This window comes from Mycobacterium sp. PS03-16 (assembly GCF_004570325.1).
Taxonomy (GTDB): domain Bacteria; phylum Actinomycetota; class Actinomycetes; order Mycobacteriales; family Mycobacteriaceae; genus Mycobacterium.
On record NZ_SPQO01000033.1, the window covers coordinates 13529 to 28240 of the forward strand.

Here is a 14712-nt window from a genome sequence, read left to right on the forward strand (position 1 = left end):
GCTCATGGGTCTGCCGGGTCCCCGCCCGGCGTGGGGGAGCCGCGATGGAACTCGATGTCGACGGCGTCGCGCAGGCGACGTCCACCGGGCGGCTGCCCGAATGGAGCGAGGTCGAATCTCTCGTCGAGGCCGCCTATCGCCGCGGCCGCGCCGAGAACGGCGGCTTAGTCGCCGATTACATCCCGGTGCTGGCCGCCGCCGACCCCGAGCGGTTCGGCATCTGCGTCGCCGAGGTCAACGGCGACACCCACACCGCAGGCGACGCCGAGGCGCGGTTCTCGATCCAGTCGATCTCCAAGGCCTTCGTCTACGCGCTGGTGTGCCACGCGCTCGGGCACCGCGTCGTCGGCGAGCGGATCGGCGTCAACAACACCGGCCTGCCCTTCAACTCGGTGGTGGCGATCGAACTCAACGACGGCCACCCGATGAACCCGATGGTCAACGCCGGCGCGATCGCCACCACGGCGCTGATCCCGGGCGTGGACCCGGATGAGCAGTGGGCGGCCATCCACGACGGCCTGTCCGCGTTCGCCGGGCGGCCACTGGACGTCGACGAGGTCGTCTACCGGTCGGAGTCGGAGACCAATCAGCGCAACCAGGCCATCGCCCGGCTGCTGGAGAGCTACGGGCGGATCACGATGGACCCGCTCGCGGTGGTCGACGTGTACACCCGGCAGTGTGCCCTGCTGGTCAGCGCGACCGACCTCGCGGTCATGGGCGCCACGCTCGCCGACGGCGGGGTCAACCCGGTCACCGGACAGCAGGTGGTCTCCGCGCAGGTGTGCCGGGACACGCTGGCGGTTCTCGCGGCCAACGGTCTCTACGAGCGGTCGGGGGAGTGGCTTTTCGAGATCGGTCTGCCGGGTAAGTCGGGGGTGGCCGGCGGCATCGTCACCGTGGCGCCCGGCAAGGCCGGCATCGGGGTGTTCTCGCCGCGGCTCGACTTCGCGGGCAACAGCGTGCGCGGGCTGACCGCCACCGCATACCTGTCGCGGGTGTTGGGGCTCAACATCTTCGCGTCGGGTGTGCACACCAGGAGAGGGATCGGGGGACCATGAGCGTAGAGACCGGCGTCGCCGCGGTCGGGCGCACCTCGTGGGTGCCGATGATCGGGTTGTTCCTGGCCCAGGTCCTCATGTCGTTCAACGTCGCCGCGCTGCCGGTCTCACTGGGCGGCATGGTCGACACCTTCGGTGTGCCTCCGGGGACGGTGGCCACCGCGATCGTCATGTACGGGGTGGCCGTCGCCGCGCTGGTGATGCTCGGCGCGAAACTGGGGCAGCGCTTCGGCTGGGTGCGGATCTTCCGCACCGTGGTCGTCACGTTCGCCGGCTCGGCGGCGATGATGGTGCTGGCGCCATCGGTGACCTGGGTGATCGCCGCGCAGGCGCTCGCAGGCGCGTCGGCCGCCATCATCGTCCCGGCCCTGGTGGCGCTGATCGCGGAGAACTACCGCGGCGACCAGCAGGCCACGGCGATCGGCTCGCTCGGATCGGCCCGCGCGCTGTCCGGGGTCAGCGCGTTCCTCATCGGCGGTGCGCTCGGCACACTGGTCGGCTGGCGACCGGTGTTCGCGCTGGTGTTCGTGATCGCGGTGGCGGTGTTCTCGCTCAGCTTCCGGCTGCGTTCCGATGCCGGCAACAAGTCCGTCGAGATCGACGCCGTCGCAGCGGTTCTCATCGGTGTCGCGATCATCCTGCTGACGCTGGGCTTCAACAACCTCAACGGCTGGGGGCTGCTGTTCGCCGCCCCGGGCGCCCCGTTCGACATCCTGGGCCTGTCACCGGCGCCGCTGTTCCTGCTCCTCGGCCTGATCTGCGGTCAGGTGTTCTTCGCGTGGACCCGGCGCCGGGTCGAGGCCGGAAAGGCCCCGCTGGTCAGCCTGTCGGTGCTGGGATCGCCGCGTGAGCGCGCCGCGGTGTACGCGATGTTCATCGTCGTCGCGCTCGAGGCCGCGCTGAACTTCACTGTGCCGCTGTACATCCAGATCGTGCAGGGCCGCACACCCTTCGACACGTCGCTGGCGATGATGCCGTTCAACCTGACGGTGTTCGTGACCGCGATGCTCGTGGTGCGTCTCTACCGGCGCTTCAGCCCGCGCACCATCGGCATGTTCTCGTTCGTGCTGACCACCGTCGCGCTGACCTGGCTGGCGTTCGTGGTGAACAACAACTGGGAGACGCTGGCCACCATCGCCGGGCTGATCGTGTTCGGCATCGGGCAGGGCGCGTTGGTGACGCTGGTGTTCAACGTCCTGGTCACCGCCGCGCCGAAGGAACTCGCCGGCGATGTCGGCTCGATCCGCGGCACCACCCAGAACCTCGCGTCGGCGGTCGGCACCGCGCTGGCGGGTGCGCTGCTGGTCGGGCTGCTCTCCCTCAACGTCGGGCAGGCGGTGATCAACGACGTCGAGCTGCCGGATTCGCTGATCGCCCAAGTGGATCTGGACGACATCAACTTCGTCAGCAACGACCGGCTCCGCGAGGTGCTCGACGCCACCGACGCGACCGAGGCGATGGTCGAGCGGGCGGTGCAGATCAACACCGATGCGCGCCTGCGTGCGCTCAAGCTGGGGCTGCTGATCTTGGCGGCGGTCAGCGCGGTCGCGATCGTGCCGGCGTCACGGCTGCCTGCCTATACGCCGCACGAACTGCCCATCCCGGACGAGCCGCCCGAGCTCAGACCGCAACCTGGCTCTGCAGCGTGACCGATGCGGTGCCGTCAGGTCCACTGCCCTTACCGATGCCGCGGCCCCGCGCGGTGACCGCGAGATACGTCCGGTCGCCGCGGAACAGGTCGCGGGAGAACTCGCACGGCGTGCCGTCGGTGTCGTAGGTGACGCGGGTGATCAGCAACAGCGCGGACTTCGGCTTCACGCCGAGCAGCGAGGCCTCGGTGGTGGTGGCGTTGACCGCCTCGATCCGTTCGTCGGCCTTGCCCGTCACCAGCCCGTAGCGGCTCTCGAGAACCTCGTAGATCGACCCGCCGAGCTGTTGTTCGAGCAGCCCCGGGAACATGTCGGCGGCAAAATGCGCGAGTTCCAACGAGATCGGTGACCCGTCGGCCAGGCGCAGGCGCTGGATCTCCACCACGAAGTCGTCGGCCTCCAGGCGCAGCGCGGCCTGTGTCGCCCGGTCGGGTGCGGCGATCTTCGTCGACAGCACCCGGGTTCCGGCGACGTACCCCTGGTTGGCGAGGAACGCCGGCACCCCGACGACGTCGGCCAGGTTGCGCTCGACCTGCCCGTGGCTGATGAAGATGCCGCCGGACCGCCCGATCACCCGGTGTACCAGTCCGGCCTCCTCCAGCGCGGCCAGCACCTGGCGCAGGCTGGATCGGCTGGTGCCGTAACGGTCGGCCAGGTCGCGTTCGCTGCCGAGCTTCGCGCCCGGCGTGCCGGCGTTGATGTCGGCCACGATGCGACGCCGCAACTCCTCGCTGTGTGAGGGCACCGGCTGACCTCCCCTGTCCGGTGTTTTGGTAGAACCAATTCTAGCCGTGCGGCCGGACCGGCCGGCTCACATGTCGGCCAACGCCATATTCGATTCGGGCAGCACCTGGCCGCCGTCGACCACCAGCGTCTGCCCGGTGATGTAGGCCGCCTCATCGGTGGCGAAGAACAGCGCGGCGTTGCCGATGTCGGCGACACCGCCGAGGCGACCGGCCGGGATCGCCTTGGCCATCTGGCCCATGTAGTCCTCACCCATGTCGACCAGGCCCTCGGTGATGATGTTGCCGGGCAGCACCGCGTTGATGGTGATCTGCTTGGGCGCGAGTTCCATTGCCGCAGTCCGGATGAACCCCAGCTGCGCGGCCTTGCTGGCACCGTAGTGCGACCAGCCCGGGTAGCCGGTGATCGGACCGGTGATCGACGACGTCACGACGACGCGGCCGTGGCCGCTGGCGGTGAGCGCCGGCAGCGCCGCCTGCACGATGTACACCGTGCCCTTGAAGTTCACGCCGAGCACGTGCTCGAGGTCTTCGGGAGTGAGGTCCTCGAGGCGGCCCGACGGGAAGATCCCGGCGTTGGCGCAGACGATGTCCAGCCCGCCGTGCCGCTCCACGGCGGTGTCGACGACGCGGCGGCAGCCCTCCGGATCGGACACATCGGCGGCCAGCCCGCTGATCGTTCCGGGCTTGCCGCTCAGCGCCTCGACGGTGCTGTCGATGTCGGCCTGGCTGCGGCCGGTGATCAGGACGTTGACGCCGGCATCGGCGAAGACCTCGGCGATGCCGCGGCCGATGCCCTTGCTGCCACCGGTGACGATCGCCGAGCGGCCCTGCAGTGAGGTGAACATGGGAGGTCCTATCGATCGAAGGAGGTCAGGCCAGTCGGTGGCCGTTGGTGGACAGGTAGCGCTCGGCGAGGGTGCAGCTGCCCGCGGCATAGCTGATCGCCTTGGTCTTCGACTCCTTGGAGTGGCTGTGGGTGCCCATCCAGGCCAGCAGCAGCAGCCGGCGCAGCAGCACGAAAGAGGCCAGCATGTCCTCGTCGGCAGCGGTCATCGGTCTGCGGCTGCGATACCCCTCGACCCAGGACGCCTGCCACTCGGGCAGCGCGGGATCGTCCTCCATGAACGACACCGCGGTGCCGAAATCGTAGAAGAACCAGCCGAATCCGCAGTCGTCGAAATCGATCACGGTGATCGCCGGCGGGTCGACCAGCAGGTTGGCCAGCCGCAGGTCGGCGTGGATCAGCCCGAACCGGTCCGGGCCCGTCCCGTAGTCGGTCAGCCGCTGCTGCAGCAGGGCCTGGGCGCGGTCGAGCAGGTGGTGCTCCTCGGAGCCGACACCCTCGGCATCCTGCCAGCGGCCCCAGCGCGGGGTGTCGCCCAGGCAGTTCGCCCAGTCCCAGGAGAACCGACCGAAGCCCGCCGGCCGCGCCCAGGACTGCGAGTGGTCGTGCAGGGCGGCGGTGATCCGGCCCAGGGTGTGGAAGTCGTCGAGCGTGACGGTGCCCTCGTCGGGTTCGGCGCCGGCGACCATGTCGAAATGCACGACGTAGCGGGGTGTCCCGCCGGTGTCTGCGTCGGGACCGACAGTCACCACGCGCCGGCCGTCGCGGGTGGGCAGCACCGTGGGCACCGTGACGTCGCTGTCGCGGCGCAGCGCCTCGAGCCAGTCGAGCTCCGATTCGATCTCATGCGGGCGGTGGTAGTTCTGCCGGTGCACGCGCAGGATCGAGCGGGTCCCGGTGCCGGGGTCCTCCACCAGGTAGGTGGCGTTCTCGGAGAGGTTGAGCAGCCGCAGGGTCGAGCGCGGCGAGAGGTCGTAGTCGGCGAGCGCGCGTTCGGCCACGCCGATGTCGTCGGAGATCACCTCCGCCATCAGTGGTCGCGTCCTTCCACCGCCGCCAGCACCTCGGTGATGCGGTCACGGGCCACGGTGACGTCGGCGACCGACCCGCCGATGTAGAGGCGGCCCGCCGCACCGATCATCTGCACGTCGACCACGGTAAGGCCGGGGGCGGCCCGTTCGGCCTCATTCGCGGCGACTGCCGCGAACAACGCCGGGGTCATCTCGTACACCAGCAGCGACTGGCCCGGCAGGATCATCGACGCCTGACGGTTGCGGTTGAGGATCACCGCGTGCTGGTCGGTGATGTTCTCGATGATGTCGTGGTAGAGCACCCGCGGCCGCAGCTGGTCCGAGGCCTTGTTGCCGGTGCCGGCCAGGATCGCCTCCCCGGCCCGGCGCACGTCGGCCAGATTCGCGGAGTGGATCTCGAGCACCCCGAACTGGCGCTCCACGTACAGGATTCCGGGCTGGATGCCGGGCACCTCCCGCAGCGCCAGGTCGATCACGCGCTCGATGGCCAGGGCCGGCGACACCTCGACGATCAGCGCGTGCTCACCCTCGTACGGCGGGTAGCCGCGCGCCCGGGTGGGCGTGCCGAGGTAGGCGGCGAACTGCCGTTGCAGATCCTCCACCAGCAGGTAGACGCGGATGTCGGTGCGCGTTCCGCCCGCGGCTGAGCCCGTGGTGTCGGCGGTGTCGGTCGCGGCCATGGCCGTCACTTCCTTCGCGATGGTGCGGCGGGGTACTACTGGGCGGAAACGGCGAAGTGCGCGCCGAGCTCGCTGTGCGGCCGCGGGATCACGTGCACGCTGACGAGTTCGCCGACCTGCGCCGCGGTCTCCGCGCCGGCCTCGGTGGCCGCCTTGACCGCACCCACCTCACCGGTGACGACGACCGCGACGAGGCCGTCGCCGACCTGCTGACGGTCGGTGATGGTGACGTTGGCCGCCTTGACCATGGCGTCGGCGGCGGCGAGCGCGGCCACGTAACCCTTGGTCTCGATCAGGCCGATTGCGTTGCTGGGCATTGTTTCTCCTTCACTACTCGCGGCCGCCGGGCGCGCCGCTGGGGTTGTCGTCGATCGATCCGATGATGAGGGCGTCCACCGGCGGTGGTGTGCCGGTGAACCAGTTCGCCGCGACCGACCCCTGGGCGATCAGGACGCGTTCGCCGATGCCGCTGCCCAGCACGTCGAACGCGATCATCCGGCCACCGGAGCCGTCGACCTCGACCTCGAGGAAGGCGCCGGCGGGGATGCCGTCGATGCGGCGGGTCGACCAGACGTTGCCGGTCACGGTCGCGGAAATCATGTGCGCTCCTTCTCGATCGGAACACCCAGCGCGCGGGCCTTCTCGCGGGCCAGCGGGGTGAGCACCGCCCGGCGGCCCAGCACCAGCGACGCCCCGCTGGCGGCGATGTCGGCGATCTGACGTTCGGTCACCGCGCCCCGCTCGATGCGCTGGGTGCGGCCCGCGCCGGGGGTGGTGCTGCCGGCCAGCCGGAACGTCAACCGGCCGGTCTTGAGATCGGTTCGGGTCTTGGGGTTCTCGAACAGCCGCAGCAGCGAGCGCACGAAGGCGTCGAGGTCACGGTCGCTGGTCAGCCGCACCGTCTCGGTGCGGTGCCTCCCGTCGACGGCCTGCGGCCCGGTGGGGGCGACGCCGAACTGGTCGGCGATGGTCTGCACCGGCGGCGGTGCGGCGGGCGCCGGGGCGGCGGGCGCCGATGCCGGGGTAGCGGGTTTCGGGGCGGTGGCGGCGAGGTCCTTGACCGCGTCGCGCACCACCTCCCGCACCAGCGCGCGCAGTTCGGCGCGGTCGAATGCGGTCACGGGGTGCTCCGGGCCAGCGCGTCGCGGGCCGCCTCGGCGGCCTGGCGGATGTCGGCCTCGGTGCCCGACAGGTACACCCGGCCGGTAGCACCGATCATGCGGAAGTCAACGACCTTGACGTCGGCGGCCTTCTCGGCCTCGTTGGTGGCCAGGATCGCATACGACGCCGGCGCCATCTCCAGCACGAACAGCGACTCCCCGGCCAGCACCATCGACCCGATCTTGTTGCGGTTGATCAGGAACGCGTGCTGGTGGTCGATGCTGGAGATGATGCGAGAGGCGAGGATCTGCGGGCGTACCGCGGAATCGGCACTGCCACCCAGCGATTCGAGCGCCGCATCGGCGGCCGCCTTGACCGCGCCGGTCTCACCGTGGAATTCCAGGTAGCCGAACTGGCGTTCCACGACCAGGATCCCGGCCTTGACGTCGGCGTGTTTGAGCGCGACGTCGGTGATGCCCTCGATGTCCAGGCCGGGTGCCACCTCGATGATCTGCGCGGCCATGTTCGCGCGCGGCAGCGCACCTTTGATCCAGGTGCCCAGGTACGACATCGTCTGCGGCTGCAGGCGGTCGATGAAGATGAAGGAACGCAGTTCAGCCACCACTCACCTCTTGATCAGTTGTGCGAGTTCTTCGACCACCAGCGCACGCAGTTCGGCGCGCAGGGCCTCGATACCGGGATCGGAGGGGCGGCTGACGGACCGGGCGGCGGGCCGCGGTGCGGGGAGCGCGTCGCGGTCGTTGGAGGCGCGCGGATACTCCGGCACCGGCCCGGTGGGGGAGTGCCACGGGTTCAGGCCGGCGAAGTTCGGCATGACCACCCCCGGCGCGCTGTTGTAGGCGATCCGCGTCCAGTTCACCAGATTGTCGGGCCGCAGGTTCTCCCCGATGGAGCTGCGGCCGACGAATCCGGTGCCGATGGTCATCGACGGCGCCAGATTGGTGTCCAGCCCGGCGCTGCCGGTGCTGTTGCCGACGTTGACCGACACCCGCAGCACCGGTACCTGGGTGGCGAATTCGGTGATGACGGCGGCCTTCTCGCTGTGAATGGCCGCCGAGTGGCCGGCGCCGCCGATCCGCACGACCGCACGGGCGGCCCGGATGCCGCGGGCGGCGTCGGGCACGGTGGTCATGCCCAGCACCGGCGACAGCTTCTCGTGGGCGAGCATCTCCTCGCCGATGACATGGCCGAACGGCGCCACCAGAACCCGTGTTTTGGGCGTTACCCGGATTCCCGCCTGCCCGGCGATCCAGGCGGCGTCGCGGCCCACCACGTCGGTGTTGAGGTGGCCCCCGTCGAACATGTACGCACGCAGTCGCTGCGCGCCGTCGTCGTCGAGGATGTGGGCGCCCGCGCGGGTCATCGCCGCATTGAGCGCGCCCGCGATCGACTCCTCGGCGATCAGCACGGACTCGTTCGTGCACAGCACCGAGTTGTCGAACGCCTTGCTGTCGACGATGCGCTGTCCGGCGGCGGCGACGTCGGCGCTGGAGTCCACCAGCACCGGCACGTTGCCCGGGCCCACGCCGAGCGCCGGCGTGCCCGACGAGTACGCCGCGCGCACCACGCCGGTGCCGCCGGTAGCGACGATGACATCGGTGCGTTCGTCGGCCATCAGCGTCTCGACCAGCGGGATCGACGGCTCCTCGACCACCTGCACGATGCCGTCGGGGGCACCGGCCGCGACCGCGGCCTCGGCGAGCAGCCGGGCCGCGTCGGTGGAGCACTGCTTGGCACGTGGGTGCGGCGCGACGACGACGGCGTTGCGGCCCATCAGCGCCAGCAGCACCTTGAAGTACACCGTGGACACCGGGTTGGTGGTCGGGGTCAGGGCCAGCACGACTCCTGCGGGCCGGGGGATCTCGACGATCTTGGTGGCCGGGTCGACTCGGGGGGACACCAGATCGCTGTCGCGGTAGAAGTCGACGATGCCGCGTGAGCAGGCGCGGTTCTTGACCACCTTGTCGGCGACGACGCCCATCCCGGTCTCGGCGACGGCCTCGGCCGCGAACCGTTCGGCGGCGGCGTAGGCGGCGTCGGCGACCGCGGTGACGATGGCGTCGACCGCGGGCCGGTCGTAGTCGGCATAGGCGCGGGCGGCCCAGCGGGCCCGCTCGAGCAGGTGGCCCGCGGAGGCGAATTCCCCTGAATCCCTTCCGGTCATACCCGTCCTCGCTTCCTCGCGGCCGTCATCGCCCGGCCCACCGCGACCTCGAGGCGGTCCAGCACGTCCTCACACAGGTCGCGGCTGAGCAGCAGCCCCGGTTTGAACTGCAGCACACGGGGATCCAGGGTGGAGAAGATCGCCCACACCCCGTTCTCGTACAGCTCGCGCATCACGAACTTCGCGCCTTCGGCGTGGTCGAACTCCAGGCCGATCACCACACCGTGCTGCCGGATGCCGATGAACCAGTCCGGATAGTCGTCCTGGATGCGCCGCAGTCCCGCGGCGAACAGATCGGAGATGTAATGCACCATCGAGCGGACCTGCGGCCGCGTGGTGATCTCGAGGGTCTTGATCGCGGCGACGCAGCCGAGCTCGGCGCCGCCGAATGTGGAGATGTGGGCGAAGCCGTCCTGGTCGAGCCAGCGCGACGCCCGCTCCCCGAGCAGGGCGGCGGTGATCGGGTACACGCCACCCGACAATCCCTTGCCGGTGACCAGGATGTCGGGCTCGATGCCGTGTTTGGTGATGCCCCACAGTTCACCGGTGCGCATGAGGCCGGTCTGCACCTCGTCGGCGATGTAGAGCGCGCCGTACTTCTGGGTCAGGCCGTAGACCGCCTCGAGGTAACCCGTTGGCGGCAAGGGGAACCCGTAGGTCGCCGGGATGGTCTCCATGATGACCGCGGCGACGTCGTTGCCCGACAGTGCGCGCTCCATCGCGTCGACGTCGCCGAAGGGCACCTGGATGAACTCGTCGGGCCGGTCGGCGAGGAACAGTTTGGCGAACCGCTCGTCACCGGTGGCGACCGCCAGGCCGGTGTGGCCGTGGTAGGCCTTGATGATCGAGACGATCTTGCGGCGGCCGGTGGCGTGCCGGGCGCTCTTGAGCGCGATGTCGATGGCCTCACCGCCGCCGGAACCGAAGGCGACCTTCTTGATCGACGCCGGCGCGGTCTCCACGAGCCGCTGTGCCAGCGCGGTGCGGGCCACCGACGGGAAGTGGTGGTTGCCGACGTCGAAGATCTCCATACCCTGCGAGACCGCCTGCATCACTTCGGGATTGCGGTGGCCGAGGTTGTAGGTGCCGCCGTTGAGATGCATGTCGATCAGTCGGCGGCCGCCCATGTCCCACAGGAAGTAACCCTCGCGGCGGTCGATCACCAGGTCGACGCCCGCGTCGGTCCAGAACTGCGTCTTGTCCGGGTTCCAGAACGTCTTCGCCCGGTCCAGCACCGCAGCCTTGGACTCGAACGAGAACGTGCCGTAGTCGTACACGCGGCCCACCGTAAATGGGCAGACCATTTATGTCAATGGTTGAGCCAAACGCTTGCGGACACCCATTGGTAGTGCCAATATACCTAGCGGTCAGTTTGTGGCCCAGGCCACACCGGCCCCCTCGCCCGTATCAGGAAGGCACCCCGTAGATGACGGAACAAGCCGTTACTCCGCAGAAAACGCCTGGTCATGACGTGCAACGCTTGAAGCGGAACGCCGTCGGCACCATCGGCGTCATCTTCATGGCGGTCGCCACCGCCGCCCCCATCACCGCAATGGTCGGCAACGTACCCATCGCCGTCGGCTTCGGAAACGGTTCGCACGCGCCGGCCGGCTACATCGTCGCCACCGTGGTGCTCGGCCTGTTCGCCATCGGCTACGCCACCATGGCCAAGCACATCACCGCCACCGGTGCGTTCTACGGCTACATCTCGCACGGCCTCGGCCGCGTGGTCGGGATGGCCAGCGGCCTGCTGATCACCATGGCGTACGTGGTGTTCGAGGCCTCGCTGATCGGCATCTTCTCGTTCTTCTTCCAGAACTTCCTCAGCTCGCAGTTCGGGGTGACGATCCACTGGGTCATCCCCGCGCTGCTCATGCTGGCGCTCAACGCGATCCTGACCTACTTCGACGTCAACCTCACCGCCAAGGTGCTCGGCGTCTTCCTGGTCACCGAAATCGTCATGCTCGGCCTCGGCGCGGTCGCGGTGCTGGTCAACGGCGGTGGCCCGGACGGCTTCGCGGTGGGCGAGATCCTCAACCCGATCGGCGCGTTCACCCCGGCGGCCGTCGCAGGCGCCAGTGCCGGACTCGGCCTGTTCTTCGCCTTCTGGTCGTGGGTCGGGTTCGAGTCGACCGCGATGTACGGCGAGGAGTCCCGCGACCCGAAGCGGATCATCCCGCGCGCCACGATGATCGCGGTGCTCGGCGTCGGCCTGTTCTACGTCTTCGTCTCCTGGATGGCGATCGCCGGCACCGGACCGTCGCAGGCCATCGAGTTGGCCCAGGATGCCGGCACCTCTTCGGAGATCTTCTTCGGACCTGTGCGCTCGTACTACGGCGAGTGGGCGATCACGTTGTTCAACGTCCTGCTGGTGACCGGATCGTTCGCCTGCGGTATGGCGTTCCACAACTGCGCGTCGCGCTACCTGTACGCGCTGGGGCGTGAAGGCCTGTCCTCGGGTCTGCAGAAGACGCTCGGCGCCACGCACCCCACGCACGGCTCGCCGCACATCGCGTCGTTCGTGCAGAGCGGGATCACGCTGGTGATCATCCTGGCCTTCCTGATCGCGGGCATGGACCCCTACGTGCACATGTACACGCTGCTCGCGATCCTGGGCACCATGGCGATCCTGATCGTCCAGTCGCTGTGCGCGTTCGCGGTCATCGCGTACTTCCACTTCCACAAGAACCATCCGTCGAGCGCCCACTGGTTCAAGACGTTCCTCGCGCCGCTGATGGGCGGGGTGGGCATGCTGTATGTGGTGTACCTGCTGTGGGAACACAAGGAGTCCGCGGCGGGAACCGCGTCGGGCACCCTGCTGTTCAAGCTGACACCGTGGATCGTGGTGACGCTGTTCGTGATCGGTGCGGCCCTGGCGCTGTACTTCAAGTTCCGCGACGCCCGGCGTTACGACCTGATCGGCCGGATCGTGTTCGAGGACAGCGAGGTTCGGGACTAGCGGTCCGACACCAGCGGTCCGCGGGTGAACGCCTGCCGCAACGTGTCGCACTGGCTACGGAAGAAGTCCAGCGACACATCGGCTTTCGGTACGATCCCGTCGAAACCGTGGAAGGCGCCCTGGACCACCTCGACGTCGCACGGCACGCCCGCGGCCCGCAGCCGTTCGGCATACGCCAGGTCCTCGTCGTGGAACAGGTCCAGGGTGCCCACGCCCATCCAGGCCGGCGGTAAGCTGGCCAGATCCGCCCGGCGGGCGGGCACCGCGACGTCGCGGTCGGCGTCGCCCAGGTAAGCCGACCACCCGTAGCGGTTGCTCGCCTGATTCCACAGCCGGTGGCCGGGATGGTCCAGGCCGTCCCGCTCCACCGTGCGGTCGTCGAGCATCGGGTAGACCAGCACCTGGGCGGCCGGTGTCACCTCGGCGCGGTCGCGGGCGAGCAACGCGAGCGCGGCGGCCAGTCCGCCGCCGGCGCTGGCTCCGCCGATCGCGACGCGCTGCGCGTCGACCGAGGGCAGGGCGGCCAGCCACGTCAGCGCCGAATAGCAGTCCTCCAGCGGCGCTGGGTAGGGGTGTTCCGGAGCGAGGCGGTAATCCACCGACACCACGCTGATGCCGAGTTCCCGGCTGAACCGGCGGCACAGTTCGTCGTCCTGGGCCGCGGTGCCGATCACGTACCCGCCGCCGTGGATCCACAGCAGTGCCGGGGCCGGGAGGGTCGCCCCGACGGGCCGGTGCCACCGCACCGTCACCCCGGAACCCAGCGTGAGCTCCTCGATGTCGTCGGGGGTTCGCTTACCCATCATCCGCGTGACCAGCCGCATGATCGGCAGCGTGACCGGCGTGACCGCCTGCCTGGGGATGTAGCGGGCGACCTTGCGCAGGTCGGGATGGAAGACGTGGGGGTGGGGGGTGCGCGACGACGTCGGGGTGTCCGGCATCGGATCAGTATTACCGACGGCCCCGCCGCCGAGACTGCGGTGAGATCGGGTTCGGCGCCCGGATCGTGGTCTCCCGGCAGTCTCGGCGAAGACGACGCGAACTTCGGCACAAGGGGGCACAACGGATTTCCCGCGATTTTCGACGGCTGGCATGTCGCCGCCCGGCCGGAACCTGCGGGTCAGCGCGGTGGTGATCCAGTTCACTATCGCCGACGAAAATATCTGGGTAGACAACTCCCCGATCTTGTCGTTTGAGGTCTGGCTGCGGGGGTACAGTCGCGCCATGACGGTACGACCGGATATCCGGTACCCCGGACCGACCATGTGGACACGTGCCCGGTGGATGATGGAGGCCGGTCCCACCGATTACCTCCTGGCCGCAAGCGTGGCGACGGCGTCGCTGCCGGTCATCGGCAAACACCTCGAACCGCTGGGTGTCGCCACCGCGATGGGCGTCTTCGGGGCGCGCATCGCCCCCGATTTCTTCGCCCAGACCGCCCGTTCCGTGTTCACCCCGGGTATCGCCGAGGTGAAGCGCCGGGAACGCGACCAGACCCACGCCGTCTCCGCCGAGGCGCTGCGCGGGTTCGTGCCCGATCGGGACCTCGACATCGAGTGGCCGGCGCCCGAGCGCACCCCGCCGCTGTGGAGCATGCGCGAACACCGCCGCAGCGTGTACCGCACCTCGGTGCGCTACGGCCCACTCCCGTCCCAGCTCCTCGATGTGTGGCGGCCCAAGAACCTGCCCACCGAACCGGCGCCCGTGCTGATCTTCGTGCCCGGCGGCGCGTGGATCCACGGCAGCCGGATGCTGCAGGGCTACGCGATGATGTCGCACCTGGCCTCCCTCGGCTGGGTCTGCCTGTCCATCGACTACCGGGTCGCCCCGCATCACCGGTGGCCCGCCCACCTCGTCGACGTCAAGACCGCGATCGCCTGGGCGCGGGCCAACGTCGACCGGTTCGGCGGTGACCGCAACTTCGTCGCGATCTCGGGTGGTTCCGCCGGCGGCCACCTCGCCGCACTGGCGGGTCTCACCGGCAACGATCCCGAATTGCAGGCCGAGCTTCCCGACGGGTCGGACACCACCGTCGACGCCGTCGTCGGCCTCTACGGCCGCTACGACTGGGAGGACCGCTCCACCGTCGAACGCGCGCGGTTCATGGACTTCCTCGAGAAGGTCGTCGTCAACCGGAAGACGTCCCGCCACCCGGAGGTCTTCCGCAAGGCCTCGCCGATCGCCCGGGTGCATGCGGCGGCCCCGCCGTTTTTGGTGGTGCACGGCAGCGGTGACTCGGTGATCCCGGTGCAGCAGGCCCGCGACTTCGTCGACCGCCTCGGCGCGGTGTCGCGCTCCCCGGTGCGCTACATGGAACTGCCCGGCGCCGGTCACGCCTTTGACATGATGGACGGGGCGCGGACGAAGTCGATGGCCACGGCCGTGGGACTGTTCCTCAACCAGATCCACCGAAATCGGACGCTCGTCGGCGCACGCGAGGTTATATAGACGCCTCCGAC

At 69.3% G+C, this 14712-nt stretch carries 15 protein-coding genes; 4 read left to right on the forward strand and 11 right to left on the reverse strand.

What is annotated here, in order from left to right; all coding sequences use genetic code 11:
* Positions 1-44 precede the first annotated feature (44 nt).
* Both glsA and E4P42_RS21710 read left to right on the forward strand, forming a co-directional pair.
* Positions 45-1058, forward strand: coding sequence for a glutaminase A (gene glsA, locus E4P42_RS21705; RefSeq protein ID WP_135128167.1), 1014 nt, complete (start codon positions 45-47; stop codon positions 1056-1058).
* Complete coding sequence (locus E4P42_RS21710; protein ID WP_209305846.1) at positions 1055-2707, forward strand: MFS transporter; 1653 nt, start codon at positions 1055-1057, stop codon at positions 2705-2707. Before glsA ends, E4P42_RS21710 begins: the two co-directional genes overlap by 4 nt.
* Here E4P42_RS21710 and E4P42_RS21715 read toward each other — a convergent pair.
* The 10 genes from E4P42_RS21715 to E4P42_RS21760 all read right to left on the reverse strand — a co-directional run bounded on the left by E4P42_RS21715 (position 2679) and on the right by E4P42_RS21760 (position 10571).
* A complete protein-coding gene (locus tag E4P42_RS21715; protein ID WP_135128168.1) occupies positions 2679-3452 on the reverse strand; it encodes a GntR family transcriptional regulator in 774 nt (257 codons plus the stop codon). The two genes, E4P42_RS21710 and E4P42_RS21715, sit on opposite strands and share 29 nt — an antisense overlap.
* A 66-nt stretch (positions 3453-3518) precedes the next feature.
* A complete protein-coding gene (fabG, locus tag E4P42_RS21720; protein WP_135128169.1) occupies positions 3519-4298 on the reverse strand; it encodes a 3-oxoacyl-ACP reductase FabG in 780 nt (259 codons plus the stop codon).
* A 25-nt stretch (positions 4299-4323) separates the two neighbouring features.
* On the reverse strand, positions 4324-5328 hold the full coding sequence (locus E4P42_RS21725; RefSeq protein WP_135128171.1) for a phosphotransferase enzyme family protein: 1005 nt from the start codon (positions 5326-5328) through the stop codon (positions 4324-4326).
* Complete coding sequence (locus tag E4P42_RS21730) at positions 5328-6008, reverse strand: microcompartment protein (protein WP_135128172.1); 681 nt, start codon at positions 6006-6008, stop codon at positions 5328-5330. The genes E4P42_RS21725 and E4P42_RS21730 overlap by 1 nt, the downstream gene beginning before the upstream one ends.
* Before the next feature lie 35 nt (positions 6009-6043).
* Positions 6044-6325, reverse strand: a complete 282-nt coding sequence (locus E4P42_RS21735) for a BMC domain-containing protein (protein WP_135128174.1) — start codon at positions 6323-6325, stop codon at positions 6044-6046.
* 13 nt (positions 6326-6338) lie between these two features.
* Entirely contained in the window at positions 6339-6608 is a 270-nt protein-coding gene (locus tag E4P42_RS21740) for a EutN/CcmL family microcompartment protein (protein WP_135128175.1), read from the reverse strand.
* A complete protein-coding gene (locus E4P42_RS21745; RefSeq protein ID WP_135128176.1) occupies positions 6605-7129 on the reverse strand; it encodes a hypothetical protein in 525 nt (174 codons plus the stop codon). The genes E4P42_RS21740 and E4P42_RS21745 overlap by 4 nt, the downstream gene beginning before the upstream one ends.
* A complete protein-coding gene (locus tag E4P42_RS21750; RefSeq protein ID WP_135128177.1) occupies positions 7126-7731 on the reverse strand; it encodes a BMC domain-containing protein in 606 nt (201 codons plus the stop codon). Before E4P42_RS21750 ends, E4P42_RS21745 begins: the two co-directional genes overlap by 4 nt.
* Positions 7732-7734: 3 nt before the next feature.
* Entirely contained in the window at positions 7735-9294 is a 1560-nt protein-coding gene (locus E4P42_RS21755; RefSeq protein WP_135128179.1) for an aldehyde dehydrogenase family protein, read from the reverse strand.
* On the reverse strand, positions 9291-10571 hold the full coding sequence (locus tag E4P42_RS21760) for an aspartate aminotransferase family protein (protein ID WP_135128181.1): 1281 nt from the start codon (positions 10569-10571) through the stop codon (positions 9291-9293). Before E4P42_RS21760 ends, E4P42_RS21755 begins: the two co-directional genes overlap by 4 nt.
* 149 nt (positions 10572-10720) lie before the next feature.
* Between E4P42_RS21760 and E4P42_RS21765 the strand changes: the two genes are divergently transcribed.
* Complete coding sequence (locus E4P42_RS21765; RefSeq protein WP_135128182.1) at positions 10721-12253, forward strand: APC family permease; 1533 nt, start codon at positions 10721-10723, stop codon at positions 12251-12253.
* Here the strand turns inward: E4P42_RS21765 and E4P42_RS21770 are convergent.
* Positions 12250-13194, reverse strand: a complete 945-nt coding sequence (locus E4P42_RS21770; RefSeq protein WP_135128184.1) for an alpha/beta hydrolase — start codon at positions 13192-13194, stop codon at positions 12250-12252. The genes E4P42_RS21765 and E4P42_RS21770 overlap by 4 nt on opposite strands.
* Positions 13195-13477: 283 nt before the next feature.
* On the opposite strand from E4P42_RS21770, the gene E4P42_RS21775 reads away from it, so the two are divergent.
* On the forward strand, positions 13478-14701 hold the full coding sequence (locus E4P42_RS21775; protein ID WP_135128185.1) for an alpha/beta hydrolase: 1224 nt from the start codon (positions 13478-13480) through the stop codon (positions 14699-14701).
* The last annotated feature ends 11 nt before the right edge of the window (positions 14702-14712 follow it).

What these genes read in the sequence shown, in the direction of transcription:
- E4P42_RS21765 (WP_135128182.1), top strand. Translation starts at nt 10,721, where the DNA reads ATGACGGAACAAGCCGTTACTCCGCAGAAAACGCCTGGTCATGACGTG.
- E4P42_RS21755 (WP_135128179.1), bottom strand. Translation starts at nt 9,294, where the DNA reads ATGACCGGAAGGGATTCAGGGGAATTCGCCTCCGCGGGCCACCTGCTC.
- E4P42_RS21775 (WP_135128185.1), top strand. Translation starts at nt 13,478, where the DNA reads ATGACGGTACGACCGGATATCCGGTACCCCGGACCGACCATGTGGACA.
- E4P42_RS21710 (WP_209305846.1), top strand. Translation starts at nt 1,055, where the DNA reads ATGAGCGTAGAGACCGGCGTCGCCGCGGTCGGGCGCACCTCGTGGGTG.
- E4P42_RS21740 (WP_135128175.1), bottom strand. Translation starts at nt 6,608, where the DNA reads ATGATTTCCGCGACCGTGACCGGCAACGTCTGGTCGACCCGCCGCATC.
- glsA (WP_135128167.1), top strand. Translation starts at nt 45, where the DNA reads ATGGAACTCGATGTCGACGGCGTCGCGCAGGCGACGTCCACCGGGCGG.
- E4P42_RS21770 (WP_135128184.1), bottom strand. Translation starts at nt 13,194, where the DNA reads ATGCCGGACACCCCGACGTCGTCGCGCACCCCCCACCCCCACGTCTTC.
- E4P42_RS21725 (WP_135128171.1), bottom strand. Translation starts at nt 5,328, where the DNA reads ATGGCGGAGGTGATCTCCGACGACATCGGCGTGGCCGAACGCGCGCTC.
- fabG (WP_135128169.1), bottom strand. Translation starts at nt 4,298, where the DNA reads ATGTTCACCTCACTGCAGGGCCGCTCGGCGATCGTCACCGGTGGCAGC.
- E4P42_RS21735 (WP_135128174.1), bottom strand. Translation starts at nt 6,325, where the DNA reads ATGCCCAGCAACGCAATCGGCCTGATCGAGACCAAGGGTTACGTGGCC.
- E4P42_RS21730 (WP_135128172.1), bottom strand. Translation starts at nt 6,008, where the DNA reads ATGGCCGCGACCGACACCGCCGACACCACGGGCTCAGCCGCGGGCGGA.